Below are 20208 nucleotides of genomic sequence, written 5' to 3'. Positions count from 1 at the left end.
CTAATGTGCCGTGATCACAGCAGTTGGCAAAATCGTGACCGGAACGCCGTTGAACACCGCATTCCCGGATGGAACGTCGATAGCGGACTCGTCGGTCAGCGCGTTCGCGCTCACCCCGGCGTGCTCGGCGGCGACCGACTGCGTGCTCCCCGCGTGCCCCCACCCGTGCGGCAGGCTCACCACGCCCGGCATGATCGTGTCGGTCGGTTCGAGCGGCACCGTCAGCTCGCCCTTGGCCGACCGCACCACGGCCTCGCCGTCGAGCCCCAGCCGCGCCACGTCGGCCGGGTTGATCTGCAGCGTGCACGTGTTGCTGCCGCCGACCAGCGGGCCCACGTTGTGCAGCCAGCTGTTGTTCGAGCGCAGGTGCCGCCGTCCGATCAGGACGAGCCCGGGCGGCTCCTCCTCCAGCCTGCCCCGCAGCCGCTGCACGTCCTCGAGGAGCAGCGGCGGCGCCAGCTCGATCAGGCCCGAGGCCGTCTTCAGCACCTCGGGAAGCCGGGGCTCCAGCGGGCCGAGGTCGAGGCCGTGCGGGTGGTCGAGCAGCTTGCGCAGCGACAGCTCGCCCCTGACCGCCCACTCGCCGTACGGGCCGAGCCGCAGCATCAGGTCGAGCCTGCGTTCCGCCCCCGTCCCGCCCTCCAGGGACGCGCGCAGCTCCGCCGGGTCGCGCCCCTCGACGCCGGAACCGGGCAGGTCCACGGCCTTGCGCAGCATCTGGTCGATGACGAACTCGTCCAGGTCGCCTTCCAGGCCGGACGCGATCATCGCCAGCCTGGCCAGGATCTGCGCCTCCGACGGCCGCCCGTCCAGCGGCAGCAGCGGCGGCGAGTACCGCGCGTAGTTGCGGACCGCGAATCCGAGCAGCGCGAAGTCGAAGTGCCCCGACTGCAGGACGCGCGGCGGTGGCAGGATGACGTGCGCGTGCCTGGTCGTCTCGTTCAGGTACGGGTCCACGCTGACCATGAAGTCGAGTTGGGCGAAGGCCCGGTCGAGGCGGTCGCCGTGGGGCGCGGACAGCACCGGGTTGCCCGCCACCGTCAGCAGGAACCTGATCTGGCCGTCGCCGGGAGTCTCGATCTCGTCCGCGAGGGTCGCCACGGGCAGCTCGCCGTTGGCCTCCGGCAGGCCCCTGACGCGGCTCGTCCACCGGCCCACCGCGTACGTCCTGCGCCCGGCGCCGAACTCGGTGGCCGCCTTGGGGAACATCGCGCCGCCCGGCCTGTCGAGGTTGCCGGTGAGCACGTTCAGCACGTCCACCAGCCACTGGGCCAGGGTGCCGAACTCGGCGGTGCAGGTGCCGATCCTGGCGTAGACGGCCGCGGTCCTGGCGGCGGCCAGCTCCCTGGCCAGCCGGACGATCACCTCCGCGGGGACGCCCGTGCGGCGCGCGACCACGTCGGGCGGGAAGTGCTTGGCCGCCTCGCGGACCTCGTCCAGGCCGTTGACCTCGTGCGAGACCCTGGTCAGGTCTTCGGCGAAGAGCGTGTGGACCAGGCCGAAGAGCAGGTACGCGTCGGTGCCCGGACGGACGAAGACGTGCTCGTCGGCCAGCGCCGCGGTTCTGGTGCGCCGCGGATCGACCACCACCAGCCTGCCGCCGCGCGCCCTGAGCGCTTTCAACCTGCCGGGGAAGTCGGGCGCGGTGCACAGGGAGCCGTTGGACTCCAGCGGGTTCGCCCCCAGCATCAGCAGGTAGTCGGTCCTGTCGAGGTCCGGCACGGCGATGGTGAGCGGGTGGCCGAACATCAGGCCGCTGGCCACATGCTTGGGCATCTGGTCGGCCGTGCTGGCGGAGAAGACGTTGCGGGTGCCGAGCGCCTTGATCAGCGGCGTGGCATAGAGGGCTCCGGCCATGCTGTGGGCGCTCGGGTTGCCGAGGTAGATGCCGGCCGACTGGCGTCCGTGCCGCTCGGAGACCTGGTCGAGGCCGCGTTTGACGGCGGCGAAGGCCTCGTCCCAGGTCGCCTCGCGCCACAGCTCGCCGTCCCTGATCAGCGGCTTGCGGAGCCGGTCGGGGTCCTCGTCCAGGCGGCCGAGGCTGGCGCCTTTCGGGCAGATGAAGCCCTTGCTGAACGGATCGTCCTTGTCGCCGCGGACGCTCGTGACGTGGCCGCCGTCGTCGAGGGTCAGGGTCAGGCCGCAGACGGCTTCGCACAAGGGGCAGGTGCGGTGAACAGTCGACATATCACGACTCCTGAGTTCGTCAGCTGAACTCATCTTGGCCCGCGTGTCGCGCATGGGGAAGCCCCGGAGCCCCCGCGGTCTCCGGGGCTTGACTGTGGGGCTCAGCCGACCTGCGGCAGAACCAGGCGCCTGCGCATATCGGACGGCTCGTCGGGTCTCATCGACACCCATGCGCGGCGGCCGTAGAGGTGGTCGAGACCGGGTGAGGTGGCGCCGGGGACCTCGTCGCGCCTGACGATCTCCAGCACGACCAGGTGCGCCCTGGCGCGGTGCCGGTAGACGTTGACGTTCCTGGCCCAGCAGGCCGCCGCGATCTCCTCCGCGTACGCCTCGAACTCCTCGGCGCAGATCCCGGCCCTGGTCAGGACCAGCGCCTTCTCTCCGGTGGTCGTGGGCGTGATCCAGAGCACCAGCGGGATGCGCCCCGCCCTGGTGTGCATGGTGGTCTCCAGGCAGACCCTCTGCAGCCGGTGCCTCGACACCACGCACCAGAAGTGAGCCACCGCCCAGTTGCGTCCGGCCCTGGTCGCGGCGGGCACCGAGATCGCGCTCGTCAGCGCGACGAACGGGACCCACCTGCCCTGCTGCGTGGCCCCCAGCAGGGTCAGCGTGACCAGGCCGGCGGCCAGGACCAGCAGCAGTTCGGTCCTGAGCCGCCAGAGCCTCGTCAGCACCCCCGAGCCGCCGGCGGCGGGAAGGTCCTCGTTGGCCGGGTAGATCTGGTTGCGCGGATTCCTCGGCATCTCAGGACACCTCCTCCTGCACGAGTGGTGCGATCCTGAGCTGGTCGAAGCGGTGGTCGCGGTAGCACCGGGAGCCGAAGCCCGTCCGGGTCACGGTCCAGCCTCGCCGGTAGGCGAACTCGTCCGGCTCCATGCAGATCTCGCGGTCGGCCAAGGCGACGAGTTCCCGGATCCGGGACTTGATTCGGCTGAGCCCCTTGGTACCTTGTGAGTACATAGAAGAGCCCCTTTCGCGGCATTCTCGAGGTGGCTTCTTTCGCCGGACCGAGAGCCGATGGCTCGCGTCGTCGCAGGGTGGCAGCCCATATGCGGTGACCGGGCAGTCGGCGCCGGTCCGGCTTTTACGTGCTCGAATGAGCGGCTGTTGTCGCGGCGTTCGATCAGGCGGCCGTGTGGTCCGTTCGGCAAGCGGCCTCCCTGGGGCGAAGTTTCGTTTCCGGGACGGCGACGCTGCCGAGGGGGCGGCCCGCCGGGCCGCTCGCGATCAGGTGTGGAAGACCCGGTGTGCACGGCCGTTTCGTCATCTCGGCCTCCTTCGGATCCCCCTTGGAACGATCGTCCCCCTGGGTGATGGAAGCTGCAATACTTTCAGCAAGAGAAGATTTCGGTTTCTTCGCATCTTGCCGAATAATTTGTGGTGCAAGTTGCACGAGAACTGTCAGCCGGGCCGCTGGGGGAGCAGTAGTTAGGGGACCCTTGCATTCCCTGCGTGAGCCGCTAGAAAAGAAAAAGCTGCGGTTGTTCCTACGGTGCGCTCGCCGAAGCCTTCTGGCAAGGTCGGGTGGCAGTGCCGATGCAAGTTGCAGTGTAAGATTGAGCGAACGGCCCAAGAAGCCGGGCTCCAAACGATCCTTTCCGGCTACGCCTTCATGCCCGACAAGGAGAGTGGACGGTGCCATCGCAGCAGGGCAGCCCTACTGTTCGCAGGCTCAGGCTGGGCCAGGAGCTGCGTCTGCTCCGCGAACGCAGGAAGCTGACAGGAGCCAGGGCGGCCGGGGAACTCGGCTGGTCGCCGAGCAAGGTCAGCCGCATCGAGTCCGCCAAGACCATGCCGAGCGCCGAGGACGTCCAGGCGATGGCCAAGCTCTACCGGATCGAGGGCGACAAGCTTGACGAACTCTTCGGCTTGTTGCGTGACGCGGATCAGCGCGGCTGGTGGGAAGATTACGAAGACTCTCTGCCTGAGGAGTACACAAGATTCCTCGGGTTGGAGGCGGAGGCCGTATTCCAGCGCAACTGGGAACCCCAGGCTGTGCCCGGCCTTCTTCAGACCGAGGATTACGCGCGGGAAGTCATTCTGGCCACCCGTGGCATCGCACGCATCACGCACAGCGGTGTCCGAAGCCGCGTCGAGGCCCGCCTCGACAGGCAGCGTCGTGTCTTGCGCAAGCCCGATCCGGCCCAGCTGAGCGTGGTGCTCGACGAGGCCGCGCTGACACGCCGTTTCGGCGAACCCTCGGTGATGCGCGAGCAGATGGAGCACCTTCTCGAGGTGTCCATGCTGCCGCACGTCAGCGTCCACGTGCTGACCCTGGATGCACTGCACCCGGTCAACACGGGCGCGTTCATCCACCTGAAGTTCGCGGCGTTCGACGACGTGGTGTATCTCGAGCAGCTCTACACCGCGCACTTCGTCGAGGACCTCGAACGGGTGGCTGGATATGAGACGGCGTTCGACCACATCAGGTCCGAATCGCTTGACGAGGACGAGTCACGCGTCCTCATCCAGCGCAAGGCCATGCAGTGGCGGCGCTGAGTGGAACGAAGATCTCAAAAAGGGGCAATGACGCCCCTTCGCCCATTTGGGGAGAAAATGTACATCAACACTCAGAGGGCAGCGTGGCAGAAGAGCAGCTTCTGCAACGGCGCGACCGCCTGCGTCGAGGTCGCCCCTTTGGCCGACGGCAACGTCGCCCTGCGCGACAGCAAGGTCCAGGACGGTCCCGTCCTGGTCTTCACCCCGTCGGAGTGGGCCGCTTTCACGGCCGGCGTCCGCGAAGGTGAGTTCGACCTGGCGGCGCTCGCGGCCGGCGCATAAAGAACGGCCCTGGCAGGTTGCTAGCAGCACAACAAGCAGGGCCGTTCCGGCAGAGGCACAGCACAAGCCTCCATTGCACTCCAAGCCCACCGTCCCGGCGAACCTGGAAGAACCCGTACATCATTTCACAGGAAACGTTCAGGTGATCAACTGACACGGCTTGCGCCGGTCCGGAGCCCCGAACCTCCCGCCCTGGTGGCCACCGCCGCAGCTCGAAGCGCGGCAGGACGCCCCGGCATCGGAACCCTGAACTCCCGGCAGAGCGGGCGAGGCGACCCACGAACCGGCCCGCGTCCGATGGGCGCGGGCCGGTTCGGTGTGAGGGCGTTCAAGCCCTGGGCGTGGTCCTTGTGGATGTCGTCCCAGGACGCTTCTTCATCTCCGCCGAGAGCTTCACGTCGTTGAGATCTTTCGCCGTCGCGCCAGGAACAGCGAGCACACGCCCGCCAGGACGGCCAGCACGGCCATCGCGATCGCGGTCCCCACGGAGGCCGAGCTGCCGGAGTGCGCCTGGCTCAGCGAGATGAACAGAGTCCCCACGGTCGACACCCCGATGACCTGGCCGAGCTGCATCACGGTGAGCAGCGCGCCGCTCGCGTCGGCGGCGTAGGCGTCGTCCACCTGCTCCGTCGCCAAGTTGGTCACCGCGATCTGCACGCCGAGCCCGGCGCCGATCAGCGCGCTCATCACCGCGTACAGCGCGCCGCCACCGGCCGCGAGCCCGAGCCCCACGTAGGCGGGCGCGGCGACCACGTACCCGAACGGCACGAGCGGGCGCTGCAGCCCGGCGGGCAGCCGCGGCCAGAGCAGCCCGACCGCCGCGAACGCCACGGCACAGGGAACCATCATCATCCCGGACGCGAACGGCGACAGGTGCAACTCGCCCTGCAGGTGCAGCGCGGACGTGAACAGGAACGCGCCCCAGGTCGCCGGGCCGAGCAGGAGCACGCCGAGCCCCGGCCGCATGCCGGGGGCGCGTAGCACGCGGGCGTCGACGAGCGGGCGTCCGCCGCGTCCGGTCACCCAGCGCTCCACCCGGACGAACACCCCGAACATCACCACGCTCAGTGCCATCGAGATCCAGCCCCACAGCGGCCAGTGCAGTTCCCTGCCGAGCATGAGCGGCACCACGAAGAGCAGCACGGCGGCCGACAGGGTCAGCAGGCCCCATGGGTCCAGTCCGCCGCGGCCGCCGCCCTGGTCGGCGGGGAGCGCGCGGACGCCCGCGACGAGCAGCAACGCCCCGATGGGCACCATCACCAGGAACACGATCCGCCAACCGGCGCCGAGCCCGAGCAGGATGCCGCCGAGCGCCTGCCCGACGACGATCCCGCCGCTCACGACCGCGGACCACAGGCCGAGCGCGCGGCCTCTGGCCGGGCCCTGGTAGTTGCGCTGGATCAGCGTCAGCACCTGCGGCATCATCATCGCGGCTCCGGCGCCCTGGGCCAAGCGGAACGCGATCAGCGCCCCGGTGGAGGGGGCGAGCCCGCTGCCGAGCGTGGTGAGGGTGAACAGTGCCAGGCCATAGAGGAAAGCCCGGCGGTAGCCGAACAGGTCGCCGACCCTGGCTCCCGTGATCAACAGGACGGCGTAGACAATGGTGTATCCGGCCACGATCATCTGCAGCCCGGCGCCGGACGAGTGCAGGTCCGCCTCGATGGTCGGAGTGGCCACGTTGACGATGTTGACGTTGAGGACGGCCAGGAACTGCCCGAGCAGGATGACGGCGAGGAGCAGCCCGCTGGCCTTGGCTCTTTCCGGCTGTGCGGCCAGAGGGGGAGAAAGGGCAGCAGATTGTGTCATACGAACAGAGTGACGCCTCGCTGGTACCAGTAACGAGAGCCTACTTATACTGGTACTAACGCCACCTGGATACCCCTCGCCCGGTCCGTCCATAGTGAAGAGGTGACCGTGACAGAAGCAAGGCGTGCCGACCTCGCGGCGTTCCTGCGCAGCCGACGAGAGCGCATCACGCCCGAGATGGTCGAGCTCGCGCCCGGCCCCCGGCGACGCACGCCCGGCCTGCGTCGCGAGGAGGTGGCCCAGCTGGCAGGGGTGGGCGTCACCTGGTACACGTGGCTGGAGCAGGGGCGTCCGATCAACGCCAGCAGCCAGGTGCTCGACGCGATCTCGCGCACGCTCCGGCTCGACATCGCCGAGCGCCAGCACCTCTACCGGCTGGCGGGCCAGCAGGAGGGCCCGCCAGCCGGCGACTCGGCTCGGGTGACCCCCGACATGAAGGAGATACTCCACCAGCTCGACCCGATGCCCGCGTGCCTGGCCAACAGCCGCTGCGACGCGCTGGCCTGGAACACCGGCTACGCGGCGCTCTTCCCCGAGATCGTCGAGGCACCCGAGAGCGAGCGCAACACGCTCTGGCAGACGTGCCTCACCTCCCAGTGGGCTGTGAGCCTGGTCAACCGCGACCTGGAGCTGGCGCGCGCCGTCGCGGTCTTCAGGGGCGCCTACAGCCGCCACAGCGACGACCCGTGCTGGCAGGACTTCGTGCGCAGGCTCAGCGCCGAGAGCGCCGAGTTCGCCAGGCTCTGGGCCAGGCAGGACGTCGCAGAACCCGGCCCCCGCGAGAAGATCTACAAGCACCGGGAGCTGGGGGAGATGCGCTTCGGCACCACCAGCTTCAACCTGTCGTCCGCGCCGGAAACCCGCCTGATCGTCTACCGGCCGGCTGACGACCGCAGCCGCGACGCGGTGGACTGGCTTATCGCTCACCACTAGAAACGCGCACATATCGGTCGTTCATGGCATGCTCGATGGCTGACTGTGAATATCGAGCGGAAGTGGCGACAAGTGAGACTCCCCCGTGCCCTCCTCGCGATGACCGCCGTCGTCGTCACCAGTTCCGCGTGTACGGCTGCCAACTCGGAGCCGCAGGCCGATAAGGCGGTGCAGCGGCCCGCCGCCACGACGCCCGCGCCGAAACGTCCCCAGCGCAAGCCGTTCACCATCGCCTTCGGCGGCGACGTGCACTTCGAGGGCGGCCTGCGCGGCCGGCTGGCCAACCCGCGCACCGCGCTCGGCCCGATCGCGAACGTGCTCGGCGACGCGGACCTGGCCATGGTCAACCTGGAGACCGCGATCACCGAGGGCGGCACGCCCGCGCCCGGCAAGCAGTTCACGTTCAGGGCGCCCGCCAGCGCGTTCAGCGCGCTCAAAGCCGCAGGTGTGGACGTCGCCTCGATGGCCAACAACCATGGCATGGACTACATGGAGAGCGGCCTCGCCGACACGCTCGCGGCGATCAAGCGGTCCAGGTTCCCGGTGGTGGGCATCGGGAGTAACTCCACGCAGGCCTACAAACCCTTCCGTAAGGTCGTCAACGGCAACCGGGTGGCCATCATCGGCGCGACCCAGGTGCTCGACCCCGAGTTCGTCACGTCCTGGACCGCGACCACCGACAAGGGCGGCCTCGCCTCGGCCAAGAACGAGGACCGGCTGCTGGCGGCGGTGCGGCAGGCCAGGCAGAACTCCGACACCGTGATCGTCCACCTGCACTGGGGCACCGAGATGCAGAAGTGCCCCAACCCGGCGCAGCTCTCGCTCGCCCCCAAGCTGGTCAAGGCGGGCGCCGACGTGGTGGTCGGCGGGCACGCGCACATCCTGCTCGGCGCCGGATACCTGGACAACTCCTACATCAGCTACGGCTTGGGCAACTTCGTCTTCTACAACTCCACTCCCGGCACGACCGGGCGGAGCGGTGTGCTGACCCTCACCATCAACGGCCGCAAGGTGCTCAGGGACCGCTGGACCCCGGCCACCATCCAGGGCGGCGTCCCGATCCCGATGACCGGCACGGCCAGGACGCAGGCGGTCGCCGATTGGAGGGCGCTGCGGTCCTGTACGGGTCTGTCCGCCCGTCCCTGACTCTGCCTATATTTGGACTAAACGTCCAATAGGAGGTCGCGATGCGCTGGGTCGAATCCGGTGACGTACGGCTGGCGGTCTTCGAGGAGGGTGACCCGGCCGACCCCACGATCCTGCTCGTCCACGGCTATCCCGACACGCACCGCGTCTGGGACGAGGTCGCGCGGCGGCTGAGCGACCGCTTCCACGTCGTCAGGTACGACGTGCGCGGCGCGGGCCGGTCCAGCGCCCCGCACGACCACGACGACTACGACTTCGACCATCTGGCGGCGGACCTCGCCGCCGTCCTCGACGCGATCGGCAAGCCGGCCGTGCACCTGGTCGGCCACGACTGGGGGTCGCTGCAGGGCTGGGACGCGGTCACCAGGCCGGGCATCCGCGACCGCGTCGCCTCCTTCACCAGCTTCGGCGGCCCCGGCCTCGCCCAGGCGGCCCAGTTCGCCCGGCACGGCAGGCGCCGCGACGTGGCCGGGCAACTCGCCAGGTCCTGGTACATCGGCGCGTTCCACGTCCCCGTCCTGCCCGAGCTGGCCTGGAGCACGTTCATGCCCGGGATGCTGAAGCGGACCATGCGGAACAGCGATGGCATTCGGCCGCGTCCCGGACACCCCGCCGACACGCTCGCCAAGGACGCGCGCAACGGGCTCTGGCTCTACCGGCGGAACATGGCCGGCCGCCTGCGCGGCGGGGGAGACCCCAACGTCGGCGTGCCCGTGCAGCTCATCGAGGCCGGTCGCGACCCGTATGTCTCGCCGGCGCTGCTGTCCTCGCTGCAGCAGTGGGCGCCGAGGTTCTGGCACCGCAGGATCGCGGCGGGCCACTGGGCGCAGCGCAGCCACCCCGACGCGGTCGCCAGGATGATCGCCGAGTTCGCCGACCACGTCGACGGCGGCGAGCCGTCCAGGACGCTGCGCAGGGCCAGGGTCGAGGAGGGGCGCCGGGCCTTCGCCGAGCGGCTGGTGGTGGTCACCGGCGCGGGCAGCGGCATCGGGCGCGCCACGGCGCGGGCCTTCGCGGCGCACGGCGCCGAGGTCGTCTGCGCCGACCTCGACCTCGACGCGGCCACCCGCGCCGCCGGTGGCATCGAGAAGGACCTCGGGGGGGCGGCGCACGCCGTCCAGGTCGATGTCGCCGACGCCGACCAAATGGAGGCTTTTGCACGAAATATCCGGACGAGTTATGGAGTGCCGGACATTGTGGTGAACAATGCCGGGATCGTGGTCGCCGGGCCCTTCCTCGACCACTCGCTCGACGACTGGCGCCGGACCCTCGACGTCAACCTCTGGGGCGTCATCCACGGCTGCCGCCTGTTCGCCGCCCAGATGGCCGAACGCGGCGAAGGCGGGCACATCGTCAACGTCGCCTCGCTGGCCGCCATCGCGCCGTCCAGGGTGCTGCCCGCGTACTCGACCTCCAAGGCGGCGGTGAAGATGCTCAGCGACTGCCTCCGCGCCGAACTGGCCGGCCAGGGCATCGGCGTCAGCGTGGTCTGCCCCGGCTTCGTCTCCACCCCCATCGCCCACCATGGCACCTACGTCGGCGCCGACCTGCGGGAATACGCCGAACGCGGGCTGGCGCGGCGCGGCTACCCGCCGGAACGGGTGGCCGCGCACATCCTCCGCGCCGTCCACCGCGACCAGGCCGTGGTGCCCGTCAACGCCGAAGCCAAGATCGGCTACCTGCTGTCGAGGATCTCGCCCGGCGCGATGCGGCGCCTGGCCCGCCTGACCGGAGCTCCGGGGAATCCGCACATTGGCAGGTAACGATCGCTTCTTGGGGGGAAGATGGAATCCGTGTCCTCCCCACTACCGGAAGACGACTGCGTGCGGCCCAAGCCGCTCCGCCGCCGGCCCACGCAGCGCCGCAGTGCCCGCAGGGTCGAGCGCATGCTCGACGCCTGCGCAGAGCTGCTCGACGAGAGCGGCTACGAGACGCTGTCGACCACCCGCATCGCCGAACGCGCGGACGTCGCGATCGGGTCGGTCTACCAGTTCTTCCCCGACAAGCGAGCCATCACCCAGGAGCTGACTCGGCGCAACGTCGAGCAGTTCGTCTCCAGGGTCGGCCGGAGATTCCTCGAAGAGGAGTACCCGGGCTGGTGGCAGGCGGTGGAGGCGATCATCGACGAGTACGTCGACATGCACCGCACCGTGCCGGGGTTCAAGAGCATCCACTTCGGCGACGTGGTCGACCTCAACCTGCTCGACTCCGACTCCGACAACAACACGGTCATCGCCGGACGGCTGCGCGGCCTGCTCCTCAACGAGTTCGGCCTGGCCGACAGCCGGGAGCTGGACGTCGCCATCCTGGTGGCGGTGGAGGCGGGCGACGCGGTGCTCAAGCTGGCCTTCCGCCACGACCCCGACGGCTCACCCGAGCTCATCGACGCGGCCAAGCAGCTGGTGTGCGGGTTCCTGTCCCGCCAGCTCAGCTCCTGGTCGCAGACGGCCCGCCCGACGAACGGCAGCTGACCCCGCCGACCGAGGGTCAGTTCGCTGTTTCCGGCTCGTCGAACGGTTCCGACAGCCAGGGGAACTGCTCGTCCGCGCGGTGGGCGCGCTTTCTGCGCGGGTGGCCGTCCGGCAGCGCCGCCGCCGTGGGCAGCCGCATCTGGGACTCCGCCGGCTCTGCGGGCTGAGGGGGTTGAGCGGGTTGCGGCAGGCAGGCCGTCGGGAACGACACCGGACGAGCCTCCCTGGCCTCCATCTCGTGCAGCCGGACCTCCAGCGAGCGCAGGCTGCGCTCAGCCGACTTGACGGCCTCCAGGCGTCCCGACAGATACCCCGCGATCCCCGGCCCGAGGGCCGCGAGCACGACGACACAGGCGAGCGTGGAGGTCATCTGCTTGGAAACGCCCATCACCGCTCCCTCCGCTCGTGGCAGAGGTATGCCCGATGGCCTGCATAGACACGCGGAATGTAGTCATACTTGAACAACGTGTTGCCGAATCCGCGCGGCATCGACGATGTGCATTGACCGGGCAAAGCGGCAGACGGCTCGGTAGTCTCGCGTTGTGGCGCATGTGACCCGTGAACACCTTGATCGTCTGCTCGAGCAGGCCCTGCTGGCCGATGACCATGGTTCGCTGGCCAGTCGGCTCTACGACGTCGCCCTCGGCTATTCGTCGGGCGACGTGTCCAGGGCGTCCATCCTGGTCCTGGCGGCCGAGGAGTGGCGGGCCGCCGGGCAGCCCGCGCGGGCGCTGGAGTGCTTCCAGCGCGCCGTGGAGGACGGCGGCGAGTCCGGTACCGACCCGCGAGCCGGGATCGCCGACACGCTCTTCGAGCTCGACCGGCCCGCCGAGGCGAGGGAGGTCATCGAAACGCTCCGCGCGGAAGGCGGGGTCACCACGGCGACCGCCCACATGATCGCCGAGACCCTGGTGGCGTACGGCGACCTCCAGGGCGGGCACGAGTGGGCGACCCAGGCCGTCCTCGCCTGCGACGAGGACGACCCCGAGCACCTGGCCCTCCTCCGCACCCGCTACCGCATCAGAGTCGACCTCGGGCTCCCCGAGGACGATCTGGACGCCCTGGTGTCCTGACCGGCCCACCGGTGTCCTGGAGCCTGCGGGCGCTCAGGTAGGTCAGGCCGACGGCGTCCCGGAGGGCGGCCACCCTGCCCGCGAACGTCCTGAGCGGCAGGTTGGGGGCCTGGGCGACCGTCTCGACGCATCGGAGGCCCGCCGGGCCGGGCACGCCCTCCGGCATCCTGGGCAGGCCGGACGTGGCGGCCATGCCCGCCGCGTCGGCGACGCTCATCGTCGCGGGCACCGTGGTCAGGCCCGCGAGCCCGGCCCTTCGGGCCATCCGGTCCACGGCGGCGGACAGCTCGCCGCCCACCGGCGAGTCCAGGACGTCCTGCGCGCCCTGGGGGACCGGGACGGCCAGAGGGTCCGTGGGCGTGCCGTCCAGCCCCTCGCACAGGGCCGTCGTGGGCGCGGGCCAGTGACCGTCCGCAGGACGACCACCACAGCCGTCAGGCGCCGAGGGCCCACCGGACCCCACCGCCCCCGCACCACCGGGCCCGCGCGTCTCCGCACCACCGGGCCCGCCTGGCCCGCGCATCCTCGGGCCCCCGGGTCTTCCCGGCCCGCGCGCCTCTATCGCATCGGGTTCTGCTGACCGGCTGACCGTGGGCGTAGTGGGGCTCGCTGACCGGCTCACCGCCGTGACAGTGGGCGCGGGCAGCCGGGTGGCGGCTGCGGGACCGCGTGATGGCTGGTTCGCCATCGCGGTCGCCGGGGCCGTTGCCGACCAGCTTGCGGTCAGGGCGGCCACCGCGAGGATGCTCCGGAAGTTCCGCGAAACCACGTCCCGTCCCCCTGATCGTTTCTGGTGGTGACGGACGCTGAAGCTAGCCACGCCCGCGACCCGCAGGCGGCGGCTTGCCGGAACGGTGGGACATTCCTTACCTCGACGGGAGACCAGACACGCGAGAGCCCGGAGGCCGGTGGGGCCTCCGGGCTTCCGTCGCGGGATGCTAGGCGCGCTCGATGACGAGCTCGTCGTCGCCCAGTTCCACTCGCACCTTGTCGCCGTCGACGACCTCCCCCGCCAGCACGGACCTGGCGAGCTTGTCGCCGATCGCCGACTGGACCAGCCTGCGCAGGGGGCGCGCCCCGTACAGCGGGTCGTAGCCGGTGAGCGCCAGCCACTCGCGGGCGGCCGGGGTGACCTCCAGCGTCAGCCTGCGGTCGGACAGCCGCGCGGCGAGCCGCTCGACCTGCAGGTCCACGATCCGCGCGAGCTCCTCGGAGCCGAGCGCGTCGAAGAGGATCACGTCGTCGAGCCGGTTGAGGAACTCCGGCTTGAACGCGTTGCTGACCGCCGCCATCACGGCGGCGCGCTTGGCGCCGTTCTCCAGCTTCGGGTCCACCAGGTACTGGGACCCGAGGTTGGAGGTGAGGATCAGGATGGTGTTGCGGAAGTCGACGGTGCGGCCCTGCCCGTCGGTCAGGCGCCCGTCGTCGAGCACCTGGAGCAGGATGTCGAAGACCTCGGGGTGGGCCTTCTCGACCTCGTCGAGCAGCACCACCGTGTACGGCCGCCGCCTGACGGCCTCGGTGAGCTGCCCGCCCTCCTCGTAGCCGACGTAGCCGGGAGGCGCGCCGACCAGCCTGGCGACGCTGTGCTTCTCGGAGTACTCGCTCATGTCGATGCGGGTCATCGCCCGCTCGTCGTCGAACAGGAACTCTGCCAGCGCCTTGGCCAGCTCGGTCTTGCCGACGCCTGTCGGGCCGAGGAACAGGAACGAGCCCGTGGGCCTGTCGGGGTCGGCGATGCCCGCGCGGCTGCGCCGTACGGCGTCGGACACGGCCCGCACGGCCGGCTTCTGCCCGATGAGGCGCCTGCCCAGCTCCTCCTCCATGCGCAGCAGCTTGGTGGTCTCGGCCTCGAGCAGCCGCCCGGACGGGATGCCCGTCCAGGACGAGATGACCTCGGCGATGTCGTCGGGCCCGACCTCCTCCTTGACCATGGCGTTGTCGGGCGGCGCGGCCTCGGAGGCGGCGCGCAGCTCCTGCTCCAGGCGCGGCACCTCGGCGTACATGAGCCGGGACGCGGCCTCGAAGTCGCCGTCGCGCTGCGCCCGCTCGGCGGCGCCGCGCGCCTCGTCGAGCTGCTTCTTCAGCTCGCCGACCTTGTTCAGCCCGGCCTTCTCGTGCTCCCAGCGGCCGACGAGCGCGTTGAGCTCCTCCTGGCGGTCGGCCAGCTCGGCGCGCAGCCGCTCCAGGCGCTGGATGGAGGCCTCGTCGGTCTCCTTCGACAGCGCCAGCTCCTCCATCTTCATCCGGTCCACGTTCCGCTGGAGCTGGTCGATCTCGACGGGACGCGAGTCGATCTCCATGCGCAGTCTGGACGCGGCCTCGTCCACCAGGTCGATGGCCTTGTCGGGGAGGAAGCGGCTGGTGATGTAGCGGTCGGACAGCGCCGCGGCGGCCACCAGCGCGCTGTCGGCGATCTGCACCTGGTGGTGGGCCTCGTAGCGGCCCTTCAGCCCGCGCAGGATCGCGACGGTGTCGGCGACCGTGGGCTCGCCCACGTACACCTGCTGGAAGCGCCGCTCCAGGGCGGGGTCCTTCTCGATGCGCTCGCGGTACTCGTCGAGGGTGGTGGCGCCGATCATGCGCAGCTCGCCGCGGGCCAGCATCGGCTTGAGCATGTTGCCGGCGTCCATGGCGCCCTCGGCGGCGCCCGCGCCGACGACGGTGTGCAGCTCGTCGATGAAGGTGACGATCTGCCCGTCGCTCTCCTTGATCTCGGAGAGGACGGCCTTGAGCCGCTCCTCGAACTCGCCGCGGTACTTGGCGCCCGCGACCATCGCGCCGAGGTCGAGCGAGATCAGCCGCTTGTTGCGCAGCGACTCGGGCACGTCGCCGGCCACGATGCGCTGCGCGAGGCCCTCGACGACGGCGGTCTTGCCGACGCCGGGCTCGCCGATCAGCACCGGGTTGTTCTTGGTCCGCCTCGACAGGACCTGCACGACCCGGCGGATCTCGGAGTCGCGGCCGATGACCGGGTCGAGCTTGCCGCTGCGGGCCCGCTCGGTCAGGTCGACGCCGTACTTCTCCAGCGCCTGGTAGGTGTCTTCGGGGGTCTCGCTGGTGACGCGGGCGTGTCCGCGCACCTTCTCGAACGCGTCGAGCAGCGCCTGCGGGGTCGCGCCCTGCGCCTTGAGCAGGTCGGCGGCCTGCCCGCCGTCGGCGGCGAGGCCGACGAGCAGGTGCTCGGTGGAGACGTACAGGTCCTCAAGCCGCTTGGCGTGCTGCGCCGCGGTGTTCATGACGGTCAGCAGATGCCGAGAGCTGGACGGCGCGCTCACGGTCGAGCCCTGCGCCTTCGGCAGCGACGCGAGCAGCTCCTCCGCCCTGGCCCGCAGGGTCCGCCAGTCGGCCCCGACGACGTCCAGCAGCGGGATGGCGGTGCCGCCCGTCTGGGAGAGCAGCGTGGTCAGCAGGTGCACCGGAGAGATCTCCGGGTTCCCCTCTGCGGCGGCACGCCTCATGGCCCCAGCAAGGGCCTCCTGACTCTTCTGGGTGAGCTTGTAGTCCATCTGTCTAGGCCCCCGGTGGCAACTCGTAGCGGATCAGCGCCCGGACCATCTGCATCTCGGCGCGGAGGCGGTGAACCTCCTCGCGCAGCCGCAGCGCCTCGTTCTCCAGTTCGAGGATCCGCTTGATGCCGGCGAGGTTGATGCCCTCTTCCTGGGAGAGCCGCTGCACCTCGCGCAGCTGGATGATGTCACGGGTCGAGTAGAGGCGGCCGCGCCCCGCTGTACGGCCGGGGCAGACGAGCCCGAGCCGGTCGTACTGCCGCAGCGTCTGCGGGTGGAGACCTGACAGCTGCGCGGCCACCGAGATCACGTAGACGGGAGTGTCATCTGACAGGTCGAAATAGTTGGCGTCCATCGGCTACTCGCTTCTGGCTCGCTGAATGAGATCGGCTCGCGGGTCGTCGCCCGCGGTCGCGGTGTTGAACTCCGTGAGGAGCTCGCGTGACTTGTCGTCGAGCGACTTCGGCACGACCACCTCGACGCTGGCCAGCAGGTCGCCCTTGGTGCCGTCCTTGCGGGCGGTGCCCCTGCCGCGGACCCGGAACGTGCGCCCGTTGGGCGTGCCCGGGGGGATGCGCAGGGTGACCGGCAGCCCCTTGAGGATCGGCACCTTGATCTCCGCGCCGAGCGCGGCCTCGGAGAACGTCACCGGAACGGTGATCGTCAGGTTGTCGCCGCTCCTGCCGAACACGGCGTGCGGCTTGACGTGTGTCTGGATGTAGAGGTCGCCCGCCGGGCCGCCGTTCTCGCCGGGCGCGCCCTTGCCCTTGAGCTTGACGCGCTGCCCGTCGGCCACCCCGGCCGGGATGCGGGCCTGGATGGTGCGGGTGCTCTTGGCCCGGCCGCTGCCCTCGCACACGGGGCAGGGGTCGTCGACGAGGAGCCCGCGGCCCTTGCAGTCGCGGCAGGGCTCGGAGAAGGCGAAGTTGCCCAGGTTGCGGCTGGCCGCGCCGGTGCCCTCGCAGGTCGGGCAGACCCGCGGGGTGGTGCCGGCCTTGGCGCCCGTGCCGCTGCACGCCGTGCAGGCGGCCGAGCTGGTCAGCCTGAGCGACACCGTGGTGCCCTCGACGGCCTCGGTGAACGAGAGAGTGACCTCGGACTCGACGTCCTGGCCGCGGCGGGGCCTCGTGGTGGTGGTCCGTGTGGTGCCACCACCCCGGTTGAACAGCCCGCCGAACAGGTCGCCGAGCCGCTCACCCGCCCCGTGGCCATGCTGCCCCTGCCCCGCGGTGCCGCCGAACAGGTCGCCGAAGTCGAACGGGAAACCGCCACCGCCCGGGCGCTGACCGCCCACCCCGGACCCGAACAGCGTGCGAGCCTCGTCGTACTCCTTGCGGCTCTTGCTGTCGGACAGGACGTCGTACGCCTCGGAGACCTCCTTGAACTTGGTCTCCTTGGCAGAGTCGCCCTGGTTGGTGTCGGGGTGGTACTGCCTGGCCAGCTTCCGGTACGCCTTTTTGATCTCTTCGGGGGTGGCGGTCTTGGGCACACCAAGGACGGCGTAGTAGTCCTTCTCCAGGTAGTCCTTGGTGCTCATTTATCGCCCTTCGTCCTGGTCAGTTCTCAACGTTGTCGTCGGAGGCCGGGGGGACGTCCTCCGGTTCTGCCACGGCCACCCGCGCCGGGCGAAGCACCCTGTCTCCCAACCGGTAGCCAGGCTGCAGCACCTCGATCGCGGTGGGTTCGACCACGTCCGGGGAGTAGCTGTGCATCAGCGCCTCGTGGACGGTCGGGTCGAACGGGTCACCCTTCTGGCCGAACGAGCTGAGGCCGAGCTTGGTGATCACCGCTTCCAGTGACTCTGCCACCTTCGCGAAACCGCCGGTGAGTTCGCCGTGATCGCGGGCCCTGCCGATGTCGTCGAGGACGGGCAGGAACTCCGTCAGGGCTCCGGCCACGGCCTGCTCACGCACCGCGACCCGGTCGCGCTCGACCCGGCGGCGGTAGTTGGTGTACTCCGCCTGGAGCCGCTGCAGGTCGGCGGTGCGCTCGGCGAGCTGCGCCTGCAGCTCGCCGTCACCCGCCGCCTGCGCGGGGGCGGGCGCCTCGGGCTGGTCAGCCGTCGGCTTGCGAACCTGCCCCGTCTCCGGGTCGATCTTGCGGTTGTCGCGGATCACCGGCTCTTCATGCCCGTTCTCGCGCGCCGGCATCACTGGCCCTTCTTCGGCTCGTCGTCGACGATCTCAGCCTCGACCACGTCCTCGTCGGCCTTCTGCTGCTGCCCGGCGTCGGCGCCGGCGTCGTGCGTGGCGCCGTCAGGGCCGCCCGCCGACTGCTGGCTCTGGGCGTAGATCGCCGAACCCATCTTCTGGCTGACCGTGGCGAGCTTCTCCGCGGAGGTGCGGATCGTGTCGGTGTCGGTGCCCTCCAGAGCCTTCTTCAGCTCGGCGAGCGCGTCGTTCACCTCGGTCTTGATCTCGCCGGGGACCTTCTCGTCGTTCTCGCGGAGGAACTTCTCCGTCTGGTAGGCGAGCCCGTCGGCGTTGTTGCGGACCTCGGCCTCCTCGCGGCGCTTCTTGTCCTCCTCGGCGTACGACTCGGCCTCGCGCATCATCCGCTCGATGTCGTCCTTCGGCAGCGCGGAGCCGCCGGTGATCGTCATCGTCTGCTCCTTGCCCGTGCCCAGGTCCTTGGCGGAGACGTTGACGATGCCGTTGGCGTCGATGTCGAAGGTGACCTCGATCTGCGGGATGCCGCGCGGCGCCGGCGCGATGCCGGTCAGCTCGAAGGTGGCCAGCTTCTTGTTGTACGAGGCGATCTCGCGCTCGCCCTGGTACACCTGGATCTGCACCGACGGCTGGTTGTCTTCAGCCGTGGTGAAGACCTCGGAGCGCTTGGTCGGAATCGTGGTGTTGCGCTCGATGATCTTGGTGAAGATGCCGCCCTTGGTCTCGATGCCGAGCGAGAGCGGGGTCACGTCGAGCAGCAGGACGTCCTTGACCTCGCCCTTGAGCACGCCGGCCTGCAGGGCGGCGCCGATGGCGACGACCTCGTCGGGGTTGACGCCCTTGTTGGGCTCCTTGCCGCCGGTCAGCTCCTTGACGAGCTCGGAGACGGCGGGCATACGGGTCGAGCCGCCGACGAGCACCACGTGCGCGATGTCGGAGATCTTGATCCCGGCGTCCTTGATGACCTGGTGGAACGGGCCCTTGGTCCGCTCGAGCAGGTCGGCGGTGAGCCGCTGGAACTCGGCGCGCGTCAGCTTCTCGTCGAGGTGCAGCGGGCCCTCGGACGACGCCGTGATGTAGGGCAGGTTGATGTTGGTCTCGGCCTGGCTGGACAGCTCGATCTTGGCCTTCTCCGCAGCCTCACGGAGGCGCTGGAGAGCCATCTTGTCCTTGGACAGGTCGACGCCGTGGGCGTTCTTGAACCGGTTGACCAGCTCGTCGACGACCCGCTGGTCCCAGTCGTCACCACCGAGGTGGTTGTCGCCGGAGGTGGCCTTGACCTCGACGAAGCCGTGGCCGTCCTCCTGGCCGACGTCGAGCAGGGACACGTCGAAGGTGCCGCCACCGAGGTCGAAGACCAGGATCGTCTGGTCCTGCTCCTTGTCGAGCCCGTACGCGAGGGCCGCGGCGGTAGGCTCGTTGATGATGCGGAGCACGTTCAGGCCCGCGACCGTGCCGGCCTCCTTGGTGGCCTGGCGCTGCGCGTCGTTGAAGTACGCCGGGACGGTGACCACCGCATCGGTGATCTTCTCGCCCAGGTACGCCTCGGCGTCCTGCTTGAGCTTCTGCAGCACGAAGGCGCTGATCTGCTGCGGGGAGAACTTCTTGCCGTCGATCTCCTGGGACCAGTTGGTGCCCATCTCCCGCTTGACCGAGCGGATCGTCCGGTCGACGTTGGTGACGGCCTGCCGCTTGGCGACCTCACCGACCAGGACTTCGCCGTTCTTCGCGAAGGCGACCACGGACGGCGTGGTCCGCGAGCCCTGCGCGTTGGCGATGACGGTGGGCTCACCGCCCTCGAGGATCGAGACGACGGAGTTGGTCGTCCCAAGGTCGATACCTACCGCACGTGCCATGAGTACGTCCTTGTAGTCAAAGTTGAGTCGGTCAGACTCAAGGTACGAATGCCGGGGGCCTTTGTCAAACGACTTGAGCCTACTCGACTCAACCACCTTGCGGGCACACGCATTCCCGCCCAGGACGAGGAAGTCCCCGGTGCGGCGGGGCTCCGCACCGGGGACTGGTCGTCGGCTCAGCTCACCGGCGTGTTCATGTCGGTTTGGAGTTGTGTGGGGGTGAGGGCGGTGTTGTAGATGCGGACTTCGTCGATGAGTCCGGTGAAGTGTTCGCCCCA

At 69.8% G+C, this 20208-nt stretch carries 19 protein-coding genes; 8 read left to right on the top strand and 11 right to left on the bottom strand.

Annotation, left to right across the window (positions count from 1 at the left end):
- From ABT294_RS08630 to ABT294_RS08620, 3 genes are all read right to left on the bottom strand, one after another.
- Nucleotides 1-2187, bottom strand: a complete 2187-nt coding sequence (locus ABT294_RS08630) for a molybdopterin-dependent oxidoreductase (RefSeq protein WP_350804516.1) — start codon at nucleotides 2185-2187, stop codon at nucleotides 1-3.
- A 101-nt stretch (nucleotides 2188-2288) separates the two neighbouring features.
- A complete protein-coding gene (locus tag ABT294_RS08625) occupies nucleotides 2289-2930 on the bottom strand; it encodes a hypothetical protein (protein WP_350804515.1) in 642 nt (213 codons plus the stop codon).
- Nucleotide 2931: 1 nt separating this feature from the next.
- On the bottom strand, nucleotides 2932-3147 hold the full coding sequence (locus ABT294_RS08620; protein ID WP_350804513.1) for a hypothetical protein: 216 nt from the start codon (nucleotides 3145-3147) through the stop codon (nucleotides 2932-2934).
- A 675-nt stretch (nucleotides 3148-3822) separates the two neighbouring features.
- Between ABT294_RS08620 and ABT294_RS08615 the strand changes: the two genes are divergently transcribed.
- A complete protein-coding gene (locus ABT294_RS08615) occupies nucleotides 3823-4686 on the top strand; it encodes a helix-turn-helix domain-containing protein (RefSeq protein WP_350804511.1) in 864 nt (287 codons plus the stop codon).
- Nucleotides 4687-4743: 57 nt separating this feature from the next.
- Nucleotides 4744-4968 (top strand): DUF397 domain-containing protein, encoded by a 225-nt coding sequence (locus tag ABT294_RS08610; protein ID WP_350804508.1) that lies wholly within the window; start codon nucleotides 4744-4746, stop codon nucleotides 4966-4968.
- 393 nt (nucleotides 4969-5361) lie between these two features.
- Here the strand turns inward: ABT294_RS08610 and ABT294_RS08605 are convergent, their stop codons facing one another.
- Nucleotides 5362-6774, bottom strand: a complete 1413-nt coding sequence (locus ABT294_RS08605) for an MFS transporter (RefSeq protein WP_350804507.1) — start codon at nucleotides 6772-6774, stop codon at nucleotides 5362-5364.
- A gap of 102 nt (nucleotides 6775-6876) precedes the next feature.
- Here ABT294_RS08605 and ABT294_RS08600 point away from each other — a divergent pair, with 102 nt between their 5' ends.
- The 4 genes from ABT294_RS08600 to ABT294_RS08585 all read left to right on the top strand — a co-directional run bounded on the left by ABT294_RS08600 (nucleotide 6877) and on the right by ABT294_RS08585 (nucleotide 11324).
- On the top strand, nucleotides 6877-7707 hold the full coding sequence (locus tag ABT294_RS08600) for a helix-turn-helix transcriptional regulator (protein WP_350804506.1): 831 nt from the start codon (nucleotides 6877-6879) through the stop codon (nucleotides 7705-7707).
- A gap of 99 nt (nucleotides 7708-7806) precedes the next feature.
- A complete protein-coding gene (locus ABT294_RS08595; protein ID WP_350804505.1) occupies nucleotides 7807-8853 on the top strand; it encodes a CapA family protein in 1047 nt (348 codons plus the stop codon).
- A 41-nt stretch (nucleotides 8854-8894) separates the two neighbouring features.
- Complete coding sequence (locus ABT294_RS08590) at nucleotides 8895-10616, top strand: SDR family oxidoreductase (RefSeq protein ID WP_350804503.1); 1722 nt, start codon at nucleotides 8895-8897, stop codon at nucleotides 10614-10616.
- A 21-nt stretch (nucleotides 10617-10637) separates the two neighbouring features.
- On the top strand, nucleotides 10638-11324 hold the full coding sequence (locus tag ABT294_RS08585) for a TetR/AcrR family transcriptional regulator (protein ID WP_502911987.1): 687 nt from the start codon (nucleotides 10638-10640) through the stop codon (nucleotides 11322-11324).
- 16 nt (nucleotides 11325-11340) lie between these two features.
- On the opposite strand, the gene ABT294_RS08580 is transcribed toward ABT294_RS08585, so the two are convergent.
- On the bottom strand, nucleotides 11341-11712 hold the full coding sequence (locus ABT294_RS08580) for a hypothetical protein (RefSeq protein WP_350804499.1): 372 nt from the start codon (nucleotides 11710-11712) through the stop codon (nucleotides 11341-11343).
- Between the two features lie 154 nt (nucleotides 11713-11866).
- On the opposite strand from ABT294_RS08580, the gene ABT294_RS08575 reads away from it, so the two are divergent.
- Nucleotides 11867-12397, top strand: a complete 531-nt coding sequence (locus tag ABT294_RS08575; RefSeq protein WP_350804497.1) for a tetratricopeptide repeat protein — start codon at nucleotides 11867-11869, stop codon at nucleotides 12395-12397.
- On the opposite strand, the gene ABT294_RS08570 is transcribed toward ABT294_RS08575, so the two are convergent.
- Complete coding sequence (locus tag ABT294_RS08570) at nucleotides 12345-12860, bottom strand: hypothetical protein (protein ID WP_350804495.1); 516 nt, start codon at nucleotides 12858-12860, stop codon at nucleotides 12345-12347. The genes ABT294_RS08575 and ABT294_RS08570 overlap by 53 nt on opposite strands.
- A gap of 136 nt (nucleotides 12861-12996) precedes the next feature.
- On the opposite strand from ABT294_RS08570, the gene ABT294_RS08565 reads away from it, so the two are divergent.
- Nucleotides 12997-13197: a hypothetical protein gene (locus ABT294_RS08565; protein ID WP_350804494.1), complete on the top strand. Its 201-nt coding sequence runs from the start codon at nucleotides 12997-12999 to the stop codon at nucleotides 13195-13197.
- Nucleotides 13198-13335: 138 nt separating this feature from the next.
- Here the strand turns inward: ABT294_RS08565 and clpB are convergent, their stop codons facing one another.
- Genes clpB through dnaK form a run of 5 tightly spaced genes read right to left on the bottom strand, consistent with a single transcriptional unit; the run spans nucleotide 13336 to nucleotide 19930 of the window.
- Nucleotides 13336-15906: an ATP-dependent chaperone ClpB gene (gene clpB / locus ABT294_RS08560; RefSeq protein ID WP_350804493.1), complete on the bottom strand. Its 2571-nt coding sequence runs from the start codon at nucleotides 15904-15906 to the stop codon at nucleotides 13336-13338.
- A gap of 4 nt (nucleotides 15907-15910) precedes the next feature.
- Nucleotides 15911-16261, bottom strand: coding sequence for a heat shock protein transcriptional repressor HspR (locus ABT294_RS08555; RefSeq protein WP_189142104.1), 351 nt, complete (start codon nucleotides 16259-16261; stop codon nucleotides 15911-15913).
- Nucleotides 16262-16264: 3 nt separating this feature from the next.
- A complete protein-coding gene (gene dnaJ / locus ABT294_RS08550; RefSeq protein ID WP_350804492.1) occupies nucleotides 16265-17443 on the bottom strand; it encodes a molecular chaperone DnaJ in 1179 nt (392 codons plus the stop codon).
- Nucleotides 17444-17462: 19 nt separating this feature from the next.
- On the bottom strand, nucleotides 17463-18056 hold the full coding sequence (gene grpE, locus ABT294_RS08545) for a nucleotide exchange factor GrpE (protein WP_350804491.1): 594 nt from the start codon (nucleotides 18054-18056) through the stop codon (nucleotides 17463-17465).
- A complete protein-coding gene (gene dnaK, locus ABT294_RS08540) occupies nucleotides 18056-19930 on the bottom strand; it encodes a molecular chaperone DnaK (RefSeq protein ID WP_350804488.1) in 1875 nt (624 codons plus the stop codon). Before dnaK ends, grpE begins: the two co-directional genes overlap by 1 nt.
- Nucleotides 19931-20208 lie beyond the last annotated feature (278 nt).

The sequence above is a fragment of the Nonomuraea sp. NPDC000554 genome, from assembly GCF_040300065.1.
GTDB lineage: Bacteria > Actinomycetota > Actinomycetes > Streptosporangiales > Streptosporangiaceae > Nonomuraea.
The sequence above is the reverse complement of the archived record's forward strand: the minus strand, read 5'-3'. Positions and strand labels throughout refer to the sequence as shown.